Annotated in this window: 17 protein-coding genes; 4 read left to right on the top strand and 13 right to left on the bottom strand. The window is 56.0% G+C overall.

All coding sequences use genetic code 11. The annotated features are described in order from the left end of the window. Positions 1-49: 49 nt before the first annotated feature. A complete protein-coding gene (pdeH, locus tag A8O29_RS01620; protein WP_125354945.1) occupies positions 50-823 on the bottom strand; it encodes a cyclic-guanylate-specific phosphodiesterase in 774 nt (257 codons plus the stop codon). Between the two features lie 235 nt (positions 824-1,058). Here pdeH and kdgK point away from each other — a divergent pair, with 235 nt between their 5' ends. Further along, positions 1,059-1,988, top strand: coding sequence for a 2-dehydro-3-deoxygluconokinase (kdgK, locus tag A8O29_RS01615; protein ID WP_125354946.1), 930 nt, complete (start codon positions 1,059-1,061; stop codon positions 1,986-1,988). A 41-nt stretch (positions 1,989-2,029) separates the two neighbouring features. On the opposite strand, the gene A8O29_RS01610 is transcribed toward kdgK, so the two are convergent. The 9 genes from A8O29_RS01610 to bcsR all read right to left on the bottom strand — a co-directional run bounded on the left by A8O29_RS01610 (position 2,030) and on the right by bcsR (position 17,836). Then, positions 2,030-3,517: a M16 family metallopeptidase gene (locus A8O29_RS01610; protein ID WP_125354947.1), complete on the bottom strand. Its 1,488-nt coding sequence runs from the start codon at positions 3,515-3,517 to the stop codon at positions 2,030-2,032. Positions 3,518-3,762: 245 nt separating this feature from the next. Continuing rightward, positions 3,763-5,049, bottom strand: a complete 1,287-nt coding sequence (locus A8O29_RS01605) for a dicarboxylate/amino acid:cation symporter (RefSeq protein ID WP_110510226.1) — start codon at positions 5,047-5,049, stop codon at positions 3,763-3,765. A gap of 144 nt (positions 5,050-5,193) precedes the next feature. Continuing rightward, entirely contained in the window at positions 5,194-7,200 is a 2,007-nt protein-coding gene (gene hmsP, locus A8O29_RS01600) for a biofilm formation regulator HmsP (RefSeq protein WP_125354948.1), read from the bottom strand. Between the two features lie 151 nt (positions 7,201-7,351). After that, positions 7,352-10,666 carry a cellulose synthase complex outer membrane protein BcsC gene (bcsC, locus tag A8O29_RS01595; protein WP_125354949.1) on the bottom strand — a complete coding sequence of 1,105 codons (3,315 nt, stop codon included), beginning with the start codon at positions 10,664-10,666 and terminating at the stop codon, positions 7,352-7,354. Then, a complete protein-coding gene (bcsZ, locus tag A8O29_RS01590) occupies positions 10,648-11,754 on the bottom strand; it encodes a cellulose synthase complex periplasmic endoglucanase BcsZ (RefSeq protein ID WP_125354954.1) in 1,107 nt (368 codons plus the stop codon). The genes bcsC and bcsZ overlap by 19 nt, the downstream gene beginning before the upstream one ends. A gap of 6 nt (positions 11,755-11,760) precedes the next feature. Further along, entirely contained in the window at positions 11,761-14,259 is a 2,499-nt protein-coding gene (gene bcsB / locus A8O29_RS01585; protein ID WP_125354950.1) for a cellulose biosynthesis cyclic di-GMP-binding regulatory protein BcsB, read from the bottom strand. A gap of 10 nt (positions 14,260-14,269) precedes the next feature. After that, positions 14,270-16,888: a UDP-forming cellulose synthase catalytic subunit gene (gene bcsA, locus A8O29_RS01580; protein WP_159464813.1), complete on the bottom strand. Its 2,619-nt coding sequence runs from the start codon at positions 16,886-16,888 to the stop codon at positions 14,270-14,272. Further along, positions 16,885-17,637 (bottom strand): cellulose biosynthesis protein BcsQ, encoded by a 753-nt coding sequence (gene bcsQ / locus A8O29_RS01575; protein WP_125354951.1) that lies wholly within the window; start codon positions 17,635-17,637, stop codon positions 16,885-16,887. Before bcsQ ends, bcsA begins: the two co-directional genes overlap by 4 nt. Positions 17,638-17,647: 10 nt before the next feature. After that, complete coding sequence (bcsR, locus tag A8O29_RS01570) at positions 17,648-17,836, bottom strand: cellulose biosynthesis protein BcsR (protein WP_125354952.1); 189 nt, start codon at positions 17,834-17,836, stop codon at positions 17,648-17,650. A gap of 217 nt (positions 17,837-18,053) precedes the next feature. On the opposite strand from bcsR, the gene bcsE reads away from it, so the two are divergent. The 3 genes from bcsE to bcsG are packed head-to-tail and all read left to right on the top strand — an operon-like array spanning position 18,054 to position 21,479. Continuing rightward, a complete protein-coding gene (gene bcsE / locus A8O29_RS01565) occupies positions 18,054-19,610 on the top strand; it encodes a cellulose biosynthesis c-di-GMP-binding protein BcsE (RefSeq protein WP_125354953.1) in 1,557 nt (518 codons plus the stop codon). After that, complete coding sequence (gene bcsF, locus A8O29_RS01560; protein ID WP_110510234.1) at positions 19,610-19,807, top strand: cellulose biosynthesis protein BcsF; 198 nt, start codon at positions 19,610-19,612, stop codon at positions 19,805-19,807. Before bcsE ends, bcsF begins: the two co-directional genes overlap by 1 nt. Continuing rightward, the gene (bcsG, locus tag A8O29_RS01555) at positions 19,800-21,479 is read left to right on the top strand and encodes a cellulose biosynthesis protein BcsG (RefSeq protein ID WP_110510235.1); all 1,680 of its coding nucleotides are present in this window, start codon (positions 19,800-19,802) and stop codon (positions 21,477-21,479) included. Before bcsF ends, bcsG begins: the two co-directional genes overlap by 8 nt. A 44-nt stretch (positions 21,480-21,523) precedes the next feature. On the opposite strand, the gene A8O29_RS01550 is transcribed toward bcsG, so the two are convergent. The 3 genes from A8O29_RS01550 to dppD form a co-directional block, all read right to left on the bottom strand. Further along, the gene (locus A8O29_RS01550; RefSeq protein WP_174081207.1) at positions 21,524-22,840 is read right to left on the bottom strand and encodes an IS4 family transposase; all 1,317 of its coding nucleotides are present in this window, start codon (positions 22,838-22,840) and stop codon (positions 21,524-21,526) included. A gap of 124 nt (positions 22,841-22,964) precedes the next feature. Continuing rightward, positions 22,965-23,975, bottom strand: coding sequence for a dipeptide ABC transporter ATP-binding subunit DppF (gene dppF, locus A8O29_RS01545; RefSeq protein WP_125354373.1), 1,011 nt, complete (start codon positions 23,973-23,975; stop codon positions 22,965-22,967). Beyond that, positions 23,972-24,955 carry a dipeptide ABC transporter ATP-binding protein gene (dppD, locus tag A8O29_RS01540; RefSeq protein WP_125354372.1) on the bottom strand — a complete coding sequence of 328 codons (984 nt, stop codon included), beginning with the start codon at positions 24,953-24,955 and terminating at the stop codon, positions 23,972-23,974. The genes dppF and dppD overlap by 4 nt, the downstream gene beginning before the upstream one ends. Positions 24,956-24,959 lie beyond the last annotated feature (4 nt).

Genomic DNA, 24,959 nt, shown 5'->3' with positions numbered 1-24,959 from the left:
TGCCTCACCATTCATGAATATAGTTGAGGCTGACAGAAAAAACCGCCGATCAGGCCAGATTGAGCATCACTTCTTCGAGGGTAGACATCGGCACCGGACGTGACAGGAAATATCCCTGAGCCGCATGGGCCGGGGATTGCTGGACGTCACGCCACTCTTCCAGCGTCTCGACGCCTTCGACGATCACGCCCTGGCAATAACGATTCATTAGCTGAATAAGCAACTCAAAAAGATTACGCCCTTCCGGGGTTTTACGCAGCATGATGAACAGGTCGCGAGCCACTTTGATGTAGTCGTAGCGCACTTCGCTTAATGCCGAAAAGTTTGCCATTCCAGTGCCGAAATCATCGAGCCACAGCGGACCAAATTCGCACAGCGAGGCGAAGGAAGAATCCTGCGGCAGACGAATGTGCTCCACCAGCTCGAAACGCAGCCAGGGAATATCTTCTAATTGCGCCATCAATACCGGGTCCTGACGCATCGCCAACAGCGTCGGGCCATCGACGTTTACCGAGGCCAATATCCCGTTGTCAGCGAAAAATGCGCGCTTCGCCGTGAGTGTCGCCAATTGTTCTTTGATGACATCGATCCGCTGGCGTACCGCCACCTCCGCAAAATAGCGATCGGGGGCAATGCGCTTTCCTGGGTGCTCCGGGTGCGTCACCACGGTCAGCACTTCGACTGCCATCAGGCAACCATCGGTTTTATAGATCGGCTGGTAAGTATAAGCACGCTCACACTCCAGCCAATAGCGCCGCTCCTGTAGGCCTTCAATGCCTGCATCGGGAATGCTTAGCCGCTGGATAACCTGCTTTAACTTCATCTCAGCTGTCCTGTTAATGGGGAATCTGTCGCAACTCGTCATTGGGTTATCGGCGCTGAAAGTGAGAACTTTATGTTCAACGGCCGGCATTTTGTGTTTCTGTGCATCCAGGATTGAAGAAGAATCCGCGCCAGTTCAAAAAAATAATGGAACGTTGTTTTAATATTGTTGACCCGTTACCCCCCCTCAGCGCACACTTACGGCAATTTTTTGATTTCGGGAAGGCTTGACGACTATGTCTAAAAAAATTGCCGTGATTGGCGAATGCATGATTGAGCTGTCAGAGAAAGGCTCTGCGGTAAACCGTGGTTTTGGCGGCGATACGCTGAACACCTCTGTGTACATCGCACGCCAGGTTGCACCCGCGGATTTGCAGGTGAGCTATATCACCGCGCTCGGTACGGACAGTTTCAGCCAGCAGATGCTGGACGCCTGGCAAAGTGAGAACGTCGATACTCGCCTGATTCAGCGCATGGAAAACCGAATGCCTGGCCTGTATTACATCGAAACCGATGACACCGGCGAGCGCACGTTCTACTACTGGCGCAACGAAGCGGCGGCCAAATTCTGGCTCGAGAGCGAGCAGTCGGCGGCGATTTGTGAAGAATTGGCGACCTTTGACTATCTCTATCTGAGCGGCATTAGCCTCGCGATTCTGAGCCCGGCCAGCCGTGAGAAGCTGTTCTCTCTGCTGCACGAATGCCGTGCTAACGGCGGGAAAGTCATTTTCGATAACAACTATCGGCCACGCCTGTGGGCCAGCCGCGAAGAGACGCAGCAGGTTTATCAGCAGATGCTGGGTTGCACCGATATCGCGTTCCTGACGCTCGACGATGAAGACGCGTTGTGGGGCGAAAAGCCGGTCGAAGAGGTGATGGCCCGCACGCACGCCGCAGGTGTGCATGAAGTGGTGATTAAGCGCGGGGCGGATTCTTGCCTGGTGTCGCTGGCCGAAGAAGGCGTGGTGGATGTGCCTGCGGTGAAATTGCCGAAAGAGAAAGTGGTCGATACCACCGCAGCGGGTGATTCGTTTAGTGCGGGTTATCTGGCGGTACGTTTGACTGGCGGTGATACACAAGCGGCGGCACAGCGTGGGCATTTGACTGCAAGCACCGTGATTCAGTATCGCGGGGCGATCATTCCACGTGACGCCATGCCCGCGTGATAAATGAGGGTGAGGACATCAGTCCTCACCCATTCACTGCTTTACTGGCCCGGTGGAATATCCGTGACGTCCTGGTGATCGTCACTGACCGCAGGGGCCGGTGAGGTCGTTGGCACCATCAGTTTGTTCCACGTTTCTTGCAGATCCTTCATGTTGTATTCCGGCTCGCCTTTCGGCTGCTGGAGAATCAACGCCATATCCTGTGACAGCTGCTGACGCAGATCCTGATTCAGACCTTCAACGGTCAGTGAGCTCAGGAATTCCTGACGCAGTTTCTGATACTGCTCCGGCGCGATATCCACCACCTGGTTTTGCAGCGCACGCATACGCTGGCTGATCAGCAGATTGGTATCGGTACGCGCGTAGGTCGCAAACAGCTTCTGCAGTTCGAGGTTTTTCTGCGCAATCAACGCATTAAACTCTTCCTGAGTCAGGCCTTCTTCGCGCACTTTCGCCAGCTCTTTTGCCACCAGGCCGAGGTTAGCGTTCAGTTTGTCATTCGGGGAATCCACGTTGATGGCGCACTGACCGCGCAGATACAGCACCCGGCAATCGAAGCCAATACCGATATCTTTGACATTACTTTTGCTCAGGATCTGCTGCACATGCCAGAACAGCGCTTCACGCGCTAAGTCAGCACGCCAGTAGCGCTGCAACGCAGCGGATTCACGAATCGGTGCCCACGGCGTATCCCACATGATCGAGAGTCGGTCCTGCGGCACCGCGTCGGTCATGATGCTGACTGGCGTTGGCGGAAGCGGAGCCAGCGTCGGCACTGCCGCCGGGGTTTCGCGTTTGCCTTTCAGGCCGCCGAAGATTTTATTGATTTGCTCACCCACGCTGCGGTTATCCACGTTGCCGACCACAATCAGGGTCATCGCATCCGGGGTATACCACTTCTGGTAGAAGCTTTTCAGCTGTTCGGTATCAATCGGCTGTTTCAGCGGTTCAGCCGGATCGTGGCCCAACATGGTCGACCCTTTCAGGCGATAGCGCCACCAGCCCTCTTTAGGGTCCTGCGGCCAGGTCATCACCATATCTTCGCCACCGAGCGCGTGATTCACGGCTTCCGGGGTGATATTAAGTTTGCCGCTGGAATCAGACAGCCAGGTCAGCGCCTCTTTCAGTAGGTCGTTGCGGTTGTTCGGCAAGCTCAGGCTGAAAAGGGTGTAATCGTAGGAGACGATGGCAGGCGGCATGGGGTGCTGCGGGTCGATGCCCTGCTGCCACAGTGAACGGGCCTGCATCGTGGGTAGACTGCCGCTCTGTGAGAGCGCCAGACGTGGAATAAAGTGGCTGAAGCCCGCCTGCTGCGTGCTTTCGCTCAGAGAACCAATATTGACCTGAAGGCGGATTTCTACCCTGTCGCTCGGGCGCTGCGGGGTGGCCAGAACCTGCCATTGAAATCCGTTAGCCAGTGTTCCCTGTTGCCATGCCGGGTCCGGCTGGAGCGCTTCTGCTTGCGCATAGCCCGCGGCTGCTACCATCAGCATTCCGCCCGCTATGAGTCGAATTTTTGTGCCCTGCATTTAAGCCCCTGAATCAACAATCCTGGTTATTTACTCATCATACTTCGCGCTGCATGTGCGTTGCCTGCACCACAACATTATGAGTAACAAAGACAACTCATGGTCGTTTTTATGAGTTAATTACGTCGTTTAGACCGTGCATTTTTTGAAATGTCACACGCTCAACGAAAAATATGGTCAATTATGCGCAGGAGCCCGTAGTCCATCAAGCGACTACGGGCAGATAACAGGGATAAGTCGCGGGATTATGAGGAAATTTCTTGAGCCTTGTCACGAGGTGCGCGGTTATTGAGCGTATCGTCCAGCTGCTGTGGGTCGAGTTCTTTCACCCATTTCGCCACCACAATAGTCGCTACGCCGTTGCCCACCAGGTTCGTCAGCGCACGCGCTTCAGACATAAAGCGGTCGATACCTAAAATCAGCGCCAGGCCGGCAACCGGCAAATGACCGACCGCAGAAATGGTCGCCGCCAGCACGATAAACCCACTGCCCGTTACGCCCGCTGCGCCTTTTGAGGAGAGCAGCAACACCACCAGCAGCGTAATTTGATGGAAGATGTCCATGTGGCTGTTGGTCGCCTGAGCGATAAACACCGCCGCCATCGTCAGGTAAATCGACGTCCCATCAAGGTTGAACGAATACCCGGTTGGGATAACCAACCCCACCACCGATTTCCGGCAGCCGAGCTTTTCCATCTTATCGAGCATACGCGGCAGCGCAGATTCAGAGGATGAGGTGCCGAGCACGATCAGCAGCTCTTCACGAATGTAGCGGATGAACTTGAAGATGCTGAAGCCGGTCGCCCTGGCGATAGAGCCGAGCACCACCACCACGAACAGAATACAGGTGATATAGAAGCAGATAATAAGCTGGCCCAACTGTACCAGTGTGCCGACGCCGTATTTGCCGATGGTGAACGCCATCGCCCCGAACGCACCAATCGGCGCCAGGCGCATGATCATGTTGATGATGCCGAAGATGACCTGCGAGAAGCTTTCAATCACGTTGAAAATCAGCTGGCCTTTGTGGCCCAGGCGATGCAGGGCAAAACCAAACATCACCGCGAACAGCAGCACTTGCAGGATGTTCCCGCTGGCAAACGCGCCAATGACGCTGGACGGGATAATATCCAGCAGGAAGCCGACCACGCCCTGATCTTTCGCTTGCTCGGCGTACACCGCCACCGCATGCGCATCCAGCGTCGCCGGGTCAACGTTCATGCCCGCGCCCGGTTGTACCAGGTTCACAATCACCAGACCAATAATCAACGCCAGGGTACTGACCACTTCAAAGTAGAGCAGTGCCACCGCGCCGGTTCGGCCGACGGCTTTCATGCTTTCCATCCCTGCAATACCGGTCACGACGGTACAGAAGATAACGGGAGCAATCACCATTTTGATGAGCTTAACGAAGGCATCGCCAAGCGGTTTCATTTGCGCGCCCAGTTCTGGATAGAAGTGGCCGAGCAAAATACCCACGGCGATAGCAGTGAGTACCTGGAAATAGAGGCTTTTAAACAGAGAGGTTTTCATAGGATGTCCTTAAGATAAAACCACAGACTGAATAAGGCTTTTATTCGCCTGCGGCTTTAAAATAACATCCGATAAACAACACAGAAACATTTCGCGGGGTAAATGTTAAAAAGTTAGAGCTGACTCGCGCAAGCGCGTGAATATTTACGCGCTTACATCATCAGTCTGGGTAGAGAGATAGTCCTGTTCGAAGATATCCGGCGGCACGGCGCGGTCGAACAGGAAGCCCTGCGCGATATCCACTCCGGCAGATTTCAGCCAGTCAAACTGCGCCTGATTTTCTACGCCTTCCGCCACAATGCTCAGGTTCAGGCTGCGGGCCAGCTGGATAATCGCCGACACCATGTTGGTGTCTTCCGGCAGCGTATCCACGAATATCTTATCGATTTTGAGCACATCCACCGGCAGCGATTTCAGGTGCTGCAGCTGACGCAGACCGGCGTAGCCCATACCGAAATCGTCCAGCGCAATCTGCACCCCGGCGTTGCGCAGCGGGCGCAGGATGGCGACGGCCGCTTTCGGGTCGTCAATGCGGCGGCTTTCGGTCACTTCCAGCACCAGCGTGCCGGGGGCGATCCGGTAGCGACTCAGCAGCTCCAGCATGTCCGCCACCATATCGTGATGCAGCAACTGCAGCGCCGACAGGTTCACCGACAGCGGCAGCATAATGCCCCGACTCTGCCACGCCGCCAGCTGGCGACAAGTTTCTTCAAGCACCCAATAACCGACGGTGATCATCAGCCCGCAGGATTCGATGCGCTCGATAAGGTCGCCGGGCAAATCCCAGCTTCCATCAGGCTGGCGCACCCGCAGTAGCACTTCCGCGCTGCACACTTTACCGGTGGCAATGTGAATTTGGGGCTGGAGCCACACCGCAAACTGCTGATTATCAAGGGCGGAAAGAATATCGCTCTCTTCTGTCAGCCGCTGCTGCGCTTTTTCCATTTGCTCGGGGTCGAAGAACTCAATCTGATTTTTGCCTTTACGGCGCGCGGTAAAGGCCGCTGACACCGCGCGACGGTAGAACTGTTCGCCGCTCAGATCGCCGTGGAACATCGCAATCCCAATGCTGGCGCTGGGACGCAGCTGAATGCCCTGCAACGGCAATCGCTCATTAATGATAGTGAGTACTTGCTGACCTAATGTGATCGCATGCCACGGCTCTTTCACGCCGTGCGCCAGAATAGCAAAGTCATAGGCGCTGACCTGGGCCAGCACCATGCGCGGGGAAATCACCGATTTGAGTTTTTCCGCCAGGGTCAGCAGCAGCATCTCGCGCTGGTTCTCCTGCAGCACGCCAGCGGTGTCCTGTAGGGTTTCGCAGGCTACGACCATCAGCGCAGTGGTTTTGTTGTGCGCCACGGTCTGTTCCAGCAGCGCCAGTAAAAACGCCTTGTTTGGCAGGTCTGAAACCGGGAAACGCGTGGAGTGGCTACTGAGTTCATCATGCTGACGCAGGATGATTTGCTGATTGCGGTTATAATTGCGCACCAGCATGCCGATTTCATCGTCGTGATGCAGGCGCGGCAGCGCAAACTGATGGCCCACCCGGTCCTGCGGCGCAATATCGTTTAATTCGCGGGCCAAGGCGCGCAGCGGACGCACAATCAGTCGGTTGATGCTCCAGGTGATAGACACCGTCAGGATCAGCACCAAAAGTAAGTAAGCAGTCACTAACGTCGCAAGCGTGCTCATGATGAACTTGTAGGTGCGATAGGAATCCGATTGCAGCACCAGATACGCCAGCGGCTGCGGGTTAGCCGGGCGTTCCATGGAATATACAGGCAATGAAATCTGCACCGGCAGCTCGAACATCCGGGTGATCATCACCGGCACCGGGCGTTCTTCGATAAAACGCATGCGCAGGGCCTGGAATTGATTAGGCAACACCACATCGGCCCGGCTGACAATTCCGGCAGGCTGAATGCGCCCGAGGATGGTTTCGGCTTCCGGAATATCCCCTTTCAGGATCGCCGCCGACAGCGGTTCACGCACAGCGCGGGCCACGCTCTCAAGCTGAGTGGCGGTGGCAAAACGGTTTTGTTGCGTAAAGTGGAACATCAAAATGGAACAAAAGACGAACACAAACACCATGGTGACGACGGCCACCATGGCCATTTGTTTAATTGTGAGTGAGCGGCTAACGCGCAAAGGAACTCTCCCCAGAGAAAAACCACGCCCTTAGGCGTATCACTTAATGCCGGGTTAGCACAATTGAGCCCGGCATTAAGTGATTTTCGGCACATTATACGCTAAGAGTCTGCTCATCGGGATGGCAGAAAACGCATTTAAGGCGAATCTGTTACCAGTCGGCGTAAGGAACCAGCGGCTGAGGAGGCAGATCCATGTCACCCTGCCAGCCCGCGGCGGAGTAACGAACGTACAGCAGCGCGTGGCTTGGGGTGTAATCCTTCGCCTGCTGAATATCGATTGAGGCCCCGACATACCAGTTCGAACTGACACGGCGTTCGATAAGCGCGTGCGCAGTGTAACCAAAACCGCTGCTGCTGCTGCCGTCGTCGATTTGCCCTGCATTCGGGTAGTTGATTGGCAACAGATTCTGCTTCGGATAACGCGCCTGGTTGTTGTTCTTCGAGTGCGACCACGAGACCGATCCACCCAGTTCCCAGGACCAGTTATCCGTACGCTGACGCCAGTTAATTGGCACGGCAAACGACAGGTACTTTTGCGGACTGTAGTAGCCGCCCTGCCCAAGCGAATAGCCGCTGAGATCTTTGTCGTAGTGCCAGACCATGTTGTTCAGGCCCACGGTCACACGACGGTTGTTCTCATTGATAAGCTTGTAGTAATACCCGGCCATCCAACGCGCACGCCAGTTGTCATCGACGTTTTTACCGGTCAGTGAGTCCGCGCTCAAAGAGGCCCAAACGCCATTGGCATCGCCTTTGTCATAGCTCAGGCTGATCCCGCCGCCGTCGGCGCGAACGCCGCCCCAGGTGGTGCCGGTGTTCGGGTCTTTCTGCCCGCCAAACGCCAGCAGAGAGCTGGAAATCGGACGACGGTGGCCTTCAACGGTATACCCGACCGAGCCGACACTGTTGCTGTAGCTCAGGCCGCCGACCACATCGACGACGTTGAAGCCCATCGGCGTGGTGCCGATATCCACATCCCAGGTGTCGTTCCGCCAGCCAACGGCCACGCTGGCGCCGCTGTCTTTTTGGCTCTTATCTCCGCCGAAGCAGGTTTGTTCGCCGCAGGTGCCCCAATTCGGCGAATAGCCACCGTCGCTGTCGGTCGAGAATTTCCCGGCGTTCATGCTGACGTAATCACTGCGGAAGAACATCCGCCCGTCAGCCAACGGCGCGTCCACCTGAAGCATGGTGGTTTGCGCTTTGAGGTCGGAATAACCGCCGGTACCGCTGGAGCCCCAGTAGTTGTGCTCCAGCGTGACGTTGACGTCCTGCTGACGATAAAGGTCCGCCGCATCGCTGCGCACTCCGCGCTTCAACCAGTCGTCTTTTTCATCGTTACGGGTCAGGCGGGTAAAGCTGTCGTTATCCTGCGGGCGGGTCGTCGTAATGCCTGCTGCCACCATCGCATCTTTGTAACTCTCGAGCGCCTGCTGGGGATCGCCGTTCTGCACCTGGAAACGCGAGTTATCACGCAGAACCAGCGCGGTATCCATCGACGCAGGCTGAGCTTTAGCCTGCGGCACGATGGTGTTGAAAATCTGCTGTGCCTGAGCGGTATCGCCGAGGGAGGAATCCACCAGCGCGAGACGACGCTGGGTATTGAGCGACGGCGCTTCGCCTGCCGCTGGCGCTTTCAGCTTCTTCACCTGTTCGCGCGCGGCGGAATCGTTGCCCTCTGCGGCGTACACTTCCGCCAGACCCAGACGCGCATCGTTATTGTTGGCTTCTTTCGTCAGCGCGGCGTTGTATTCGGTGATGGCCGTGCCGGTATCACCACGCTGCTGCGCCCAGTCGGCCAGCGTCATGTTAATCCGCGCCGACGGCGTTTGCTGTTTCAGCAAGGCAACCGCCTGATCTTCCTGACCGTTATCGCGCATCAGGTTCGCTTTCTGCATCACCTGATCGAACTGCAGACGATCCGACAGTTCCTGAATATTGTCATTCCACTGGCTTTTCGGCAGCGTATTGATGTGCGAGAGCGCTGCCATATCCTGACCGTTGCCGGAAAGGTACAGCCCGTAAGCGTAAACCTGCTCTGGATCGCCCGATTTTTTGCGAGCCAAATCCTGCATCAAACGATCGGCTTCCGGGCGCTGTCCGGCGCTGGAGAGATCCTTCGCCAGACGATACGTTATCCACACGCTGTCCGGATCGAGCGCCAGTCGGCGACGCTGCACTTCTGCGGCCTGCGCCCAACGGCCCTGATTTTCAAGCGTTTCAGCCTGCTGTGACAGACGATCGTTGGTCAGGCTGCGTTCGATATCATCGATGCTACGACGCTGGCTGGCCGACAGCGTGTTAATGAACGCCGTCGCTTTCTCTGGCGACTGCGCCCGATAAATATTGGCCAGCCCGCGCACGGCGTTGCTGTTGCCTCTGTCCAGACGCAGCGCCTGCTGGTAATAGCGCTCCGCGGCAGCGGTGTCGTTCCGGGCGATAGCCACGTCACCCAGCCCCAACACGGCATAGCTGTTGGTGTTATCCACCCGCTGTGCCTGCTGGTAAAAACGTGCGGCCTGATCGAGATTTTTAGCTTTCAGGGCCGCATCGCCCTTACGGATCAACGGCCAGACAATTTCCCAGGTCCCGGGCTTACTGTCTTCAACTTTGGCGATTTCAGCTTCTTTTGCCTGCTGTTCCGCTTGCGCGCGGAACGCCGGATCGGCGAGCTTGGTCTGGTTATCAGCCAGCTTTGTACGCGCTTCATCAGACAACTCACCGGTGGTGAATACGGCCAGGAAGCGCTGAAGATTTTTCACGCTGTCTTCGTTGACCGGCTCATCTTTAATTTGGTCGTACCACATTTGCTGGGCAGTCCCGCGCCCGGCATTGGATTTCGCCATCTGTTCCAGCACCGCATAGCCTTCCGCGCTGCGGTTATCGTCAAACAGCAGTTTGGCGAAGGTGGTTTGCAGCTGGACGTTGCCCGGGTTTTTCGCGTTCAGCGACTGCAGTTTGCCCATCGCTTCTTTATGACGGTCCGGCAGCCTCGCGACCGCCGTCCAGTATTCCACCGCTAACTCGCCATCCGGCGGCGTGCCGTTGAACAGCGCGTCATACTGCTTGAGACCTTCCTGAATGTGGCCGGTCGTCACCTGCAAACGTGCTTCCTGCAACGCCTGACGGCCTTTGCCGGTGGAGAGCTGCATTTCACTTTGCGAGGCTTTAAAGGCATCGGAATCCGGTGCCAGGTTTTTCATGCGGTCGAGCTGTTTCTGCGCGCCGGCGGTATCGCCCTGACGCAGCAGATAACGCATACGCGCGGCAATCACCTGTGGATCGTCCGGGGCTATCAGTTCGAGGCGGTACAGCGACTGGCGAACCAAATCGTCACGCTTCGCGGATTCCCCGAGGCGCACCTGGTTCAATAATTGTTGCTGCGCGGCGGTGGGCGCAGCATGCGCTAAAGGGAGTAGCGTCATCCCTAGCGAGAGGCTGAGTAAGCTTAGTGAGAATTTGCGCATTCCTGGCCCCAGTCTGGTAAAAGTTCACCGCGAGCAGTAAACCGGAAACGGTGTTGATCCCATCCTTGCCCGAACAGGGTCAGAACATAGCTGTAATAAGCATCGTTGCCTGGGAAGTTATCGGCGACGCGCTGGCGTTGAACGGCCTGTGCATCACGATTTTGCAGGAACGGTAACAGCGTCGCAGAGAAGCCCACCGGCCCATTACCGTCCACCTTCCCGGTGGCAATATCGATTTTTTCAGGCGGTAGACCCGTCTTTTCAGTTTGTGTGGCCATGGGCTTAAACTTCGCCAGCAAGCGGGCTTTTTGCGGATCGGCGTCGTTCAGCATGCCGGTCCACATATAAACGCGGATGGCGTCATAGCTGCCCAGCAGCGATTTATCCTGCTTGAGCTGCCAGCCATTTTTCTTGTTGAAACGCACCCAGTTTGGCGAGTAGCCCTTTGGCGCGGTTTCCAGCAGCAGACGCAGGTTGGTGGCTTGGAGCGCGTTCCACGGTGCGCCAAAACGCACGAAGTAACTCGCTAACTGCGGCGGGAGATAACTTGGGTTAAAGCGCCAGCCTGCATCGTCGACAAAGCCGACTCTGCCCGGCAGCAGCATAGAGCCGAGCCCCGGCACTTTGACCACTTCATCGCTGGCAATTTTCGACAGCAGCGCTTTTCCGGCGTCGCTGTACTCCGGCATTTTCCACAAACGTCCGGCTTCCAACAGTGACCAGGCTATCCAGACATCGGCATCGGAGGCGGAGTTGGTGTCGAGCACGCTCCAGCTGTTGTCCTCTTTCTTGCCCCACAGCCAGCCCGGCAACTGCGCTTTGATATCGCCCGAGGCCAGGTTGTCCTGCGTCCAGTGGAACAACGACGCAAACGCCGCACGGTCATTGGCCGCCAGGGCGAAGAACAGCGCATAGCTCTGCCCTTCAGAGGTGGTAATTTTACGGGCGTCGCTCGGGTCGATAACCCGACCGCCGTCGCTGATATAATCTTTTTTGAACTGCTCCCACGCAGGCCACGTGCAGGCGGCTGAGGCCTGCATCGTGACCAGCGTCAGTAGCGCCAGGCAACCCCGGCGTACACCTTTCATCATCGTTTACTCATCATCCGGATCCAGACGGCGGCGGCTAATGATGCGCAGCAGACGCCACAACACCCATGCCAACAGAACCACGCTCAGTGCCGCCAGAACCGACAGCAGAATGGGGTGGTTAGACAGTGCGAACCACACGCGCTCGTACCATGGCAGATGGCCGACGAAATACACGTCGCCCACGCGCAGGCTGTTAACGCCAGATTCACGGATAACCGAGACGGAACCAAACATCGCGGCACGTTTACCGCTGTCGTTCAGCGCCTGGTTCAGTAGCTCAGAGCCACGTGAGCTATCGGCCATCAGGGCAATCACACTACGCTGATCGTGGTACGGAGACTGGAAGCCAATAATGGCTGCCATCGGGCCTTTAGACCCAACAGTCGCCTGTGCCATCGGCTGACGTTCACCGTCATCGAGCTTCACAGAAGACAGTTCGTTGTGACGCACCGGCGTCTTCACCCAGCTCTTGGTCGCATCCACCAGCATGTCGATATGCTGGTCATCCTTCAGTTTTTCAGGAATGGCGCCAATCAACAGGATGTCCGCATCCTGCTTCTGCATCTCGCTCGGATCGTTGGTCAGTTTCAGGTTAGCACCGGTCAGGCCGACCTGACCGCCGATAGTGGCGATAGAATCCAGCAGCGTGCTGACCTGATCCTTGGTCGCTTCTTTCGGCATCACAATCAGCGTATCGGAGAGATCCGCCATGCGGCTGAACGGGAAGCCCGCATTGGCAAACGCGCGCAGATCCGGCATCGTAATGAAGTGATAGTAGTTGGAGAAATCAATCGTCGAATCGTCGCCAATCACCACATTGTTCTTGATTGGCTGGAAGGTCACGCAGTTCTCAATAGTACCGCCCGGCATTGGGTTGGTGTACTGGAAGTCAAAGCGCAGCTGGTTAGTGGCACCCAGACGCAGCGCCGGAATCGACACCTCATTTTTACCGTCAAGCAGACCCTGAATAATCGGCAGGCGCAGCATCAGGCTCTTCGTATCCTGGGTGCTGCTCAGGCTGTACGATTGCAAGAACTGGTTGTTGAGGTTGATGTCCATACGCGAGCTGTCTTTCATGGCTGGCATGGTGTAACGGTATTTCAGGTCCATGTCGATGCCGTTGCTGCGCAGCAGATACAGATCAGGTGGCAAGTTCAGCGACAGGTTAATCGACGCGGGCTCAAGACCCGTGGACTGCAGCTGCTGCTCGTACGTTTTCAGCTCGCCAAAGGTCACCGGACGATCGGTATGCACCCAGTTCGGCGCATCGTACGGCTTACGTGCCAGCAGCGATTTCACCTCGTCCACGGTGACGGAGTCGCCACGGAACAAGATGCTACCGGCGGCAATGCCTTCCGCCGCTTTCAACAGGTCTTTATCGTCACGACCGAACACCACCAGCATTTTCAGATACGGGTCGTTCGGGTTGTCGATCATGCTGATGGTCGGTGCCTGTACTAACGGATAGTCGCGCAGGAAATCCGGGCGCTTATCGTTGGTCGCAAACACGATGGCGTTACGATCTGGCACGGTGTTGTACAACACCGGGAAATGCTGTCCACGCCAGCCCGCGAGCGAACCAAACCAGGATGCTACGATCGCCGCAGATTTCTGCTGAGTGATGTCCGGCGCGCCGGCAAAGACGATCGGTAAATTCAGCTGACGATTATCGCGAGGGTCAAAGAACGGCACCGGGAAGTGCGACAGATCTTTTTTCACGTTCAGCTTTTGCAGGGTCAGATCCAGTGACGTATTACGCGCCACGTCCAGCCACAGCGTGGTGCTGCCGGTGTTTTCACAGACATCGCGGTAGTGGCCGACAAATTCCAGACGCACGTTGTTCAAATCGGTGATGTACAGCGGGTCAACCGGGACCTGGGCCATCACTTTTTTGCCCAATTGTTCTTTCGTCACCGGCAGAACGCCCATCAGCTCATCGTTAAGATAAACCTTCAGCTGAGACTGAACCGGCAGCAGCGCAGGTGACGGCGTGTACACCAGATTCAGCACACCTTTGGAAACGACTTCATCACTGCGCGTACCAAACTGCACAGAACCGGTCGGGTTCGCGCCGCGCAGCGACATGCTGCCTGGGGCAGGCGCAATCTGAGCAAAGCTGAGCTTCACGTCGCGGGTCGGTGATTGTTCTACCACCACAGGCATCGTCCCTTCAGCCGCATTCACCGCCGCAGGGTCCGTGACCGTTGGATCAACCATGCCAGGTGCAGCCGTATCCGGAACCGGGGCCGCAGTCGTCGTTCCGGTATCACCCGGTGCAGCAGGCGCAGCTTCAGCGGCGGTCGGGGCACCCTGTTCCGGTGCAGCAGTCGTCGCAGCGGCGGTGACCAGGGCAACCTGTTCCGGTACCGCTGCGTCGGCGGGGTCCAGGGCACCCTGTTCCGGTGCAGCCATTGGCACCGTGGTTTCTGAGTAAGTTATCTGTGGAATAAAAGCGCTCATGCCCACAGCCGCTGCGCACATCCAGGAAAGTTTTCTTTTCATCGTATAGTCATCATTGTTGAGCCATTGCCGGTTCAGGGAGAATCTCACCCACGTTGCGCTCAGGGCGACGCGGTATGAAGGAGACAATCCAGGCAACCAGTGAGAGGAGCGATCGGAAAATAAATTTCACCGAAGGCGGCGCGAACTCCGCCAGATGGCGATAGCCACGGAACCCCAGTTTAAAAATGTCCAGCATACTTTCCAGCGGTTTATCTTCCGGGAAGCTGTCTTGCCACAGCGCCCAGGTATCGGCGCGCGCAAACGTACACTGTACAAAATCGATGTGCTGGCGAGTCGGCATCGGCAACAGTTGCAGGCCGATTTCACTGCCCATTACGCGGGCCACCAGCATCGGGAAGGCAAATTCTTGCTGACCACGTTTGAGCAGCAGATTGACCTTTTGACCTTCCAGCACTTGTCCATCGCCGTTGATTTTCAGCCCTACGCCGCCGTCAGAGAAGTCGTGCAGCGTACAGGAGAAGAGGTGCCCATCATCGCGGGCAATCGCCGCAGGCATTTTCATCTCAACGCGGTGGGAACGGCGCACCTGTTTACTCTCAACAGACACGGCCACGGCCCCGCCCAGAATAATCAGGTTGTAGAACACCCAGACGATACTGACCCACACGGTCAGGATTTCATTCGCCGGGCCGGTGAAATGACGCCAGATACCGACGGCAATCCCCACCAGGTTCAGAATCACCAGGTACAAGTACGGACGTGAAATCACCCAGTCGACGTACTCTTCTTTCACCAGACCGCCTTTCGCCGTCACGTTGAAAGTACCGATTTTCGGGTTGATCAGCGCCACGATGGTTGGCGGGGCGATATACCAGGCCAGCACCGTTTCATAGATTTCACTCCAGAACGAATGGCGATATTTACCCTGAATCTTTGAGTTGGTCAGGCTGGCGTGAACCATATGCGGCAGAACGAACAGCGCAATCATCAGCGCCGGAGCGTAAATGATGTAAGCGTGCAGCAGCAGGAACGCTAACGGTGCCGACAGGAAGATAAGCCGCGGTACGCCGGATAAGAAGTGCAGCATGGCGTTGGCGTAACAGATACGCTGCGACCACTTCAGCCCTTTGCCAAACAGCGGGTTATCCATACGGAAAATTTGCACCATCCCGCGCGCCCAGCGAATACGCTGGCCAATGTGCGCTGACAGGCTTTCCGTCGCCAGGCCGGCGGCCTGCGGAATACGCATGTAGGCCGAGGTGTAGCCCCGACGGTGCAGACGCAGCGAGGTGTGCGCATCTTCAGTGACCGTTTCAACCGCAATCCCACCGACTTCATCCAGCGGCCCACGGCGGATCACCGCACAGGAACCACAGAAGAACGTCGCATCCCACATATCGTTCCCGTCCTGCACCAGGCCGTAGAACAGCGTGCCTTCGTTCGGGGTCTTACGGAAACGACCGAGGTTACGTTCGAACGGATCGGGAGAGAAGAAGTGGTGCGGGGTCTGCATCACGCCGAGCTTTTTATCTTTAAGGAACCAGCCCACCGTCATTTGCAGGAAGGAGCGCGTCGGCACGTGGTCACAGTCGAAGATAGAGACCAAATCCCCTTTCGCCAGCTTCAGTGCGTTGTTGATGTTACCCGCTTTCGCATGTTCATGAGTGGTTCGCGCGACATACTCCACACCGACATCTTTGGCGAACTGGCGGAACTCATCGCGACCGCCATCATCCAGAATCCAGATTTTGAGCTTGTCTTTCGGCCAGTCGATACCCAACGACGCATAAACGGTGTTTTTCACTACGCTCAGGTCTTCGTTGTAGGTCGGGACAAAGATGTCGACAGACGGCCACAGGGCCATGTCTTTCGGCAGTGGCACCGGCTGGCGGTTAAGCGGCCAAATGACCTGGAAGTAACCGAGCACCAGTACGACCCAGGCGTAGGTTTCTGCAAATAGCAACGTCAGACCGCACACCAGGCTCACCGGGTCATCCCAGTTCAGCGTGGAGGTATAACGCCACCAGATGTAACGACAAGACACCGTCAGCGACAGCACCACCAGCATCAACGCGGAGAAACGCCCCGGCATCCGGCGGACAATGAGCGCAATGCCCCACAACAGCAGCAGGAAGATAAACTGCGACATGGGGTTAAACGGCTGTGTGACGCAAACAAGCGCCAGCAGAAGCGAACAGGCCACGACAGTGCCGAGAATGAGTTTTCGCACTTTCGGGTTGATGTGGCGCAGCTCTTTTTTGTGGTCCAGATGCGCCGTCTGGGTGCTCATTCTTTCAGGCAGTTCGTCCATCCACTTGTGATAACGACCGCGTGCGCCGGACATGGCTTTCAGCCCATTCCAGTTGAAGCTTTTTTTCTCGGCAACAGGCAGCGTCAACACCAGCCACAGGCTTTGCAGGACATAGCGGACAGGGTCGAGCGGACGCGGACGGTGCGCATTGATATGCGGATACAGTTCGCTGTAGTTGGCGCGAATACGCTGCCAGCGTGGGTGTTCCAGCGGGATAAACAGCCAGGCGAGGGCGACCCAGATGCACCCCAGGGAAGCACCCAGCCATGACGCTTGATGATGACGATAATCCAGATATCGCGCACGCAGACGCGCCCCCGCTTCCGGTGCCAGCAAAAGGGCGGTAAGACGTATCATGATGGCTGCTCCACGCCCGGGCTGATCCCGGCGTAATGCATCAGACACCAGTTTGCGAGGGTGACGACCTCTTCTGCCGCCAACGAATCGCTTCGGTATTCGCCGAGCGGTTGCTTGGCGGCCAGGCACTCTGCCACGGATTCGTCACGGTGGATAATCACTGGCAGCATACGCGGCTGACTCTGTAACCAGACTCGATAAATATCATCCTGAACATGGCTGCCAATGCGTAAATCATTGATCAAGATATGGCCGTGTTTTGGCAGAACCTGCTGATGCAGACGGATATGCGCATTGGCATCCGGATTCACCACCGTCAGCATATGGTTGCAGGCTTCAATCAGCGGCTGCATCCACGGCTGAACATCATGGGGTAAATCGATAAGCACCCAATGGTGCGGACGCTTCTGATCGAGGGCCTGAACAATGTCCACAGCCTGATTGAGTACCGGTGTCAAGACCTGTACATTTACACGTTCTGTTACAGAAAGCTGACCAAACGGGAGAAAATCGACCTGAGAAGTGTACCGAAGACCGGCATCACGCCAATCTTTGCCATCTAAAAGGGCACGCGCCCAGCCATCGCGATGTGCAATGTTGTCGTTGAAAAAGTAGCGCAGCATGTTATCCGGGCATGCATCGACAATGATGACTTTCTCGCCCAGAGACTGTAATGCCCAGCCCAGCGCGGCAGTCAGAGACGTCGTTCCCGTGCCGCCTCGCAGGCCCTGTAATCCCAAAATGGCCATTCAGGCTTCCTTATTTATGTTCCGCCAACTCGGCCAGTAATGGCCAACGCTTTAATGCGGCGGCAAGATGCTCGCGTTGGGAAATATCGGTATAATCTATTTCGGGCAAAGAGAATGCCCGACTTAAAGCCAAAAAATCATTTTGGAAGGTGTAACCAGGCGTTGTTTCTGACGCTGTCCGGTTTTCATTTTCAGACATTTCTTCGAACCTTTATCGGACATTTCGTGGATAAACGTATCGGACATTTCTTCGGCTCAAGAAACTAAAACACGAGTTCATCAGTTAGATACACTATGCCCGAACAGAAAATTCGTTCACATGCTAAATCTGTTACTCTTTAATTTCAATGTTAGGTTTAATCTGAGAGTTTTGCTAGTAAACTCATTAACAGTCAAACTTGCACACGAGGGACACCGTGGACCCTGTATTTTCACTTGGAATCCAGTCCTTATGGGACGAAGTTAGCCATATGCCTCTGGGTGGTGTTTGGTGGATCAACGTTGAACGTCGCGAAGACGCCGTGAGCCTGATGAATCAGACGATTGCTGCGCAGAATTCTGATGCAAAAGTCGCCGCGATTACCATGGGAGAGAAACCGCAGAAGATAGTAAAATTAAATGGATCTCACGGTCCTGAAAAAATACGCCTTTTCAACATGCCAAAAAATGAAAGTGGTCTATACTCGCTGCGCCGGGATCTACTTTGTTCTATTGATCCTGCAAACCATATATTTATCCTGCTGTGTTCAGATAATATCTGGCAGAATATTCCACCAGAACGCATCAAGAAATGGCTGAATAACGCCCAGAGCTGGGCTAAATACTATCGTTGCACCTTACTTATCCTAAATCCAGGTAACAATACTGACACTCAGCTTTCGCTATTACTGGCCGAGTATCGTTCGCTCTCCGGTTTAGCCAGTCTTCGTTTCCAGGGCGATAGTCATCTGTTCGATATTGCGTTTTGGGCCAACGAAAAAGGCGTCAGCGCACGCCAACAGCTTCAGGTTAACTATATCGGTAAAACCTGGAAACTGGCCGAGCGTGAAGAAACCGTGGTTCAACCGCGCAGCGATGAAAAAGATGTGCTGAGCACCAAAAGTGCCCTCGAAGGTGCCCCGCCGCTGTCAGAATACTGGTCGATGTTTGACACCAACGATGCGGTGTTTAATGCCGCGCGTACGGCTCAGGCTGCCACTGTGATTTTCACCGTCGAACAAACCAGCCAGATTGAACAGCTCGCCCATGACATCCACTCGCTGCGTCGCCAACGCGGCAGCGCGATGAAAATTGTGGTGCGCGAAATCACCGCCAGCCTGCGTGCAACGGATGAACGTCTGCTGCTCGGCTGCGGCGCGAATTTGGTTGTACCGTGGAATACGCCGCTATCCCGCTGCCTGACGCTGATTGAAAGCGTGCAGAAACAGCAGTTCCAGCGTCACGTACCGGACGAAATCAGCACGTTGCTGTCGATGACCCAGCCGCTGAAACTGCGTGGCTATCAGAAGTGGGATATCTTCTGCAACGCGGTACACAATATTATGAACAACCCGCTGCTGCCTGCCGATAATAAAGGCGTGATGGTGGCGCTGCGACCGGTGCCGGGCCTGCGTGTGGAACAAGCGTTAACGCTGTGCCGCCCGAACCGCCTCGGCGATATCATGACCATTGGCGATAACCGTCTGGTGATGTTCCTGACTTTCTGTCGCATCAACGATTTGGACACGGCGCTGAACCACATCTTCCCGTTACCGACGGCCGATATCTTCTCGAACCGCATGATTTGGTATGAAGATAAGCAGATTACGGCGGAAATCGTGGAAATGCGGGCCGTCACCGCCGATCGCTGGAATGCGCCATTACCGATGAGCACTGACAAAGCGCCGAAGGTAAACGCTGTCCACGACGGGCGCAGCTGGCGTCGTTATCCTGAACCTCTTCGTCTTACCGACGCACAAGGAGAACAGCCTTAATGATGTCAATTAGCGATATTATTCAGCTGGTTGTGCTGTGCGCACTGATTTTTTTCCCGCTGGGATACATAGCGCGCCATTTTCTGCGCCGCATTGAAACAACCTTCAGGTTGATGTTTTTTAGACCCCGTCATGTAAAACCGGTAGGCACACTACGCCGGTCAGATTTCGTCAAGGCAAAGCAAAACGATGACTAACCCTACTCAAACCGCCGTCTCCTCATCGCCATTCTGGCAATACTGGCGCGGCCTTTCTGGATGGAACTTCTACTTTTTGGCGAAGTTTGGCCTGCTGTGGGCGGGATATCTTAATTTCCACGCCATGCAGAACCTGGTCTTTATGGCCTTTCTGCTGCTGCCCATTCCGAACCGCAAACTGCACAAAATCCGCCACTGGATTGCCATCCCGATAGGTTTTGCGCTGTTCTGGCACGATACCTGGCTGCCTGGCCCGGAAAGTATCATTAGCCAGGGCTCGGAAGTGGCGGGCTTCAGCATGGGCTACGTTATCGACCTGGTGACGCGCTTTATTAACTGGCAGATGGTCGGTCTGTTCTTCGTCCTGCTGGTTGCCTGGATGTTCTTGACCCAATGGCTGCGCATCACGGTCTTCACCGTGGTCATCATGGTGTGGCTGAACCTCATTACCGTTGTCGGCCCGAACTTCTCGCTGTTCCCTGGCGGTCAGGCGACCGGTACGGTCACCACCACCGGCGGCACCGCGGCGGCAACCGTCGCCACGGCCGATGCGAAACCTGTTGTCGGCGATATTCCGGCACAAACCGCACCGCCGACGTCAGCGAACCTGAACGCCTGGCTTTCCAGCTTCTACGCTGCGGAGCAGAAGCGTCAGACTACGTTCCCTACGTCACTGCCGGCAGATGCACAGCCGTTCGAACTATTGGTTATCAATATCTGTTCCCTCTCATGGGATGACATTGAAGCCGCGGGCTTGATGCAGCATCCGCTGTGGTCGCACTTTGATATCGTGTTCAAACACTTTAACTCTGCCACCTCTTACAGCGGCCCGGCGGCGATTCGTCTGCTGCGCGCCAGCTGCGGTCAGCCATCGCACACCAATCTCTACTCTCCGGCGGGCAAGCAATGCTACCTGTTTGATAACCTGGCGGCGCTGGGCTTCAAAACGCAGCTGATGCTGGGTCACAACGGCGTGTTCGGCGACTTCCTGAAAGAGATGCGTAACTACGGTGATATCCAGGCGCCACTGATGGACCAAAAAGGTCTGAAGCAGAGCCTGGTGGCGTTTGACGGTTCGCCGGTCTACGACGAACTCGACCAGCTTCACCGCTGGAATGAAAGCGAGCTGAAAGAACCGGGTACGCGAACGGCGACGTTCTATAACATCCTGCCACTGCACGACGGGAACCACTTCCCGGGTCAGAGCAAAACGGCTGACTACAAAGTCCGTGCGCAGACGATGTTTGATGAGCTGGATACTTTCTTTACCGAGCTGGAAAAATCGGGTCGTAAAGTGATGGTCGTTATCGTGCCTGAGCACGGTGGCGCGCTGAAAGGCGATAAAATGCAGGTGTCTGGTCTGCGTGATATCCCAAGCCCGAACATCACCAACGTCCCGACAGCGGTGAAATTCTTCGGTATGAAGGCACCGCATGAAGGCGCACCGATTGAAATCGATCAGCCAAGCAGCCTGCTGGCGGTATCTGAACTGGTGTCCCGCGCCGTCGACGGCAAGATGTTCACCGCAGACAGCGTGAACTGGGAAGAATTGACCAAAGGTCTGCCGCAGACGGCACCGGTGTCAGAGAACTCCAACGCCGTCGTGATTCAGTACCAGAATAAACCGTACGTGAAACTCAACGGCGGCGACTGGGTTCCTTACCCGCAGTAATCGCCAGCCACAAAAAACCCGCTCATTGAGCTAATGCTTGTCAGTTAAGCTTTTGAAGGAGGCCGCAACGGATAACGTTGCGGCCTCTTTTTTACAGCTCTCGGGTAATGCCGTGCTCTTCGCCCTGGTAGCACGAAGCTTGAGGCCATACTCAGTATTTCGGCCATGACCTTGGGGAGTTTCCCCGGCGCCACTCCCGGCAGTAAACGCAGGTGGCTGCACAGATATAACGCTGACTGTTTAAAGCCCATCTGATATGGCTCCACGCCTTTCAGACTGTACGCCATCTGCCCCATCATGAAGCGCAACAGATTATACGCCAGCACCACGCCCCACAGCTCCTGACGCACCAGCGCAGGCTTTTTACTCCGCAGCGTCAGTTCATTATTCAGCAGATGCTGCTTCATCTCCCTGAACCCGTGCTCTATCTCCCACCGCTGGCTGTAAAGGTCCACGATATCGGCTTTCGGGTATCTGAGCGGGTCGCACATCGACGTCAGTATCTGCACCGTCTTGCCGTTCACTTCCTTGCTGACCAGTCTTGCTGTCAGGGTTTCCGGTGCATCCTGCCATTTCTTTTTCGCCTGCGGCGACAGCGTTATTCTCACCAGTTTCTGCCCTGCGCCCAGGTTTCTCACCTCCTCATACTGCGCGCCTTTGCGTAAGGGCAGCATCCAGTGCCTTTCCGTGCCTGATGACTGCCAGCGATGCAGCAGGCCCAGGGCATAGAAGCCCTTATCCATGATGGTCAGTGAGTGGTCCGGCGTCCGGTCAATAAGCTGTGCCGCAAGGTCAGTTTCACCGGTTTCAGAGACGCTGTCGAAGGCCACCGCAGACAGCAGATGGCTGGTGACTTCCATCTGGCAGACCATGCGCAGTTGTGGCCATTCGGACTGCTTGTTCACATTGGCAGTACGGCCGAAGGCTGCGTCATTTTCTGGGGTATCAGGTGCACGCCACAACGTACCGTCCACGGCCATTAGCGTCAGGCCGTTCCAGTGAGACAGGGGTGTTTTTTCAAACCAGAGCTGACGTGTTTTTTCGAACATCAGACGGATGACATCCTCGCCGAGCCGCTGGCGGGCCTGAACAACGGCACTGGGTGCAACGAAGGGCCGGTTACCCGGCAGAAGAATGTCCATATGTGAGACCAGCTGGGTCATGGAGTGGGAGCGGAACAGGGCCATGCCGGTAACCGCCCAGACCATCATCTCCATGGAGAGGCGACGCTTACGCAGAGTGACGACGCCGGTGTCAGCCAGGCATTCATCAATCAGTTCAGGAGAAAGCAGGTCTGCAAGGGCAGCAAACTCCTGCGGAGAAAATTTATGGACGGTATCTAAGGCCTGGCTGAGTAACATAAAAAAATCCGTAATCCCTGGAGAGATTACGGATTCTTGCACAACCACCGGATCGGTCAACCGATCCTTAACTGATCGGCATTAGCTCATTGAGCGGGTTTTTTTATGCCTTCAGGCGAGTCAATCAGGCCAGTGGTTTTTCACCGTTTTCATCCTGGTCAACGGCAAAGCACGCCACCAGTTGTCCACCGTAGTCTTTAAGCTGAGGCTGCAACTGGGTGCAAGGGCCAAAGCGACGACTGCAGCGGGCATTAAAGGCACAACCCGGCGGCGGATTCAGCGGGCTCGGCAGTTCGCCGGTCAGCTTGATACGCTCGCGACGGTCATCCGGGTTCAGACGCGGCGTCGCCGACAACAGCGCCTGCGTATACGGGTGGCGCGGATTACTGAAAATCTGCTCCTTGCTGCCCTTCTCCACACAGCGGCCGAGGTACATCACCATCACTTCGTCAGCGATGTGTTCCACCACCGACAGGTCGTGAGAAATGAACACGTACGACAGCCCCATGTCCTGCTGCAAGTCCATCATCAGGTTCAACACCTGCGCTCGCACGGAGACGTCGAGCGCGGAAACCGGTTCATCGGCAATCACCACATCCGGGTCCAGCATCAGGCCGCGAGCAATGGCAATACGCTGGCGCTGACCGCCGGAGAACATGTGCGGATAGCGGTCGTAATGCTCGGTTTTCAGGCCGACTTTAGCCATCATTTCCAGCACTTTCGCCTTGCGTTCCGCCTTGTTCAGCGTGGTGTTTATCTGCAACGGCTCTTCGAGGATCTGGCTGACTTTCTTCCGCGGGTTCAGGGATCCGTACGGGTTCTGGAACACGATTTGGATCTTCTGTCGACGCAGCTTCTGCGCAACCGGATCGTGCTTGAGCAGATCCTGCCCCTGATAATAAAGCTCGCCCCCGGTCGGGATTTCAATCATCGTCAGCAGACGGCCAAGTGTGGATTTCCCACAGCCGGATTCGCCCACCACCGCCAGCGTTTTGCCGCGTTCGAGGGTGAATGAGACGCCGTCTAACGCTTTTACCAGGCGCTCCGGGGCAAAAATGCCCTTCTTCACCGGGTAGTGTTTTTTCAAGTCGATAGCATGCAACAGTGGCTTCGAGGTGGCCTCAGGCGTACTCATAATGTTGGCCTCCCGGCATCATCGAGGGGGTAATGGCATTTGGACTGACGGCCGCCGTCGACGGCATTCAGTTCCGGTTCTTCAGCACGACATCTGTCGGTGGCGTACGGGCAGCGCGGGTTGAGCAGACAGCCGTTCGGGCGGTCATACTTGCCCGGCACGACACCCGGCAACGAGGCCAGACGCGCTTTATCCTGCGCAAACTCCGGCAGCGCACGCAGCAGCGCCTGAGTGTAGGGGTGACGCGGCGCGCGGAAAATATCCTGCGCGGCCCCGGTCTCCACCACCTGGCCTGCGTACATCACGATGATTTTGTGTGCCGCTTCTGCCACCAGCGCCAGGTCGTGCGTAATCAGCACCAGCGCCATGTTCTCTTTTTGCTGCAACTCCAGCAGCAGCTCGATGATTTGTGCCTGAATGGTGACATCCAGCGCGGTGGTCGGTTCATCGGCAATCAGCAGCTTCGGCCGACAGGCAATCGCCATCGCAATCATTACGCGCTGGCTCATCCCGCCGGAAAGCTGATGCGGGTATACGTCGAGACGCGAGGCCGGATCGGGAATACCGACCAGATTCAGCAGGTCGATAGCCCGCTGACGACGCGTTTTCTTATTACCGCCCTGATGCACCTTAATCGCTTCCATAATCTGGAAACCGACGGTGTAGCACGGGTTCAGGCTGGTCATCGGATCCTGGAAAATCATTGCCACTTCCGCGCCCACCAGCTGGCGGCGTTCTTTTTCGGAAATGCGCTTCAGATCGCGACCGTTAAACTCCAGTTTTTCCGCCATCACGCGGCCGGGGTAATCAATCAGTCCCATGATTGCCAGCGAGCTGACGGATTTACCGGAACCGGATTCCCCAACAATGCCGACCACTTCGCCCTGGTTTACGCTATAGCTGATGCGGTCCACGGCACGAAACGGGGTGCCTTCGTCGCCGAAGTGCACCGATAATTTATCTACATTTAATAACGCCATCTCG

The sequence above is a fragment of the Scandinavium goeteborgense genome, from assembly GCF_003935895.2.
GTDB classification, from domain to species: Bacteria; Pseudomonadota; Gammaproteobacteria; order Enterobacterales; family Enterobacteriaceae; genus Scandinavium; species Scandinavium goeteborgense.
This window is presented reverse-complemented; position numbering and strand designations above follow the sequence as displayed.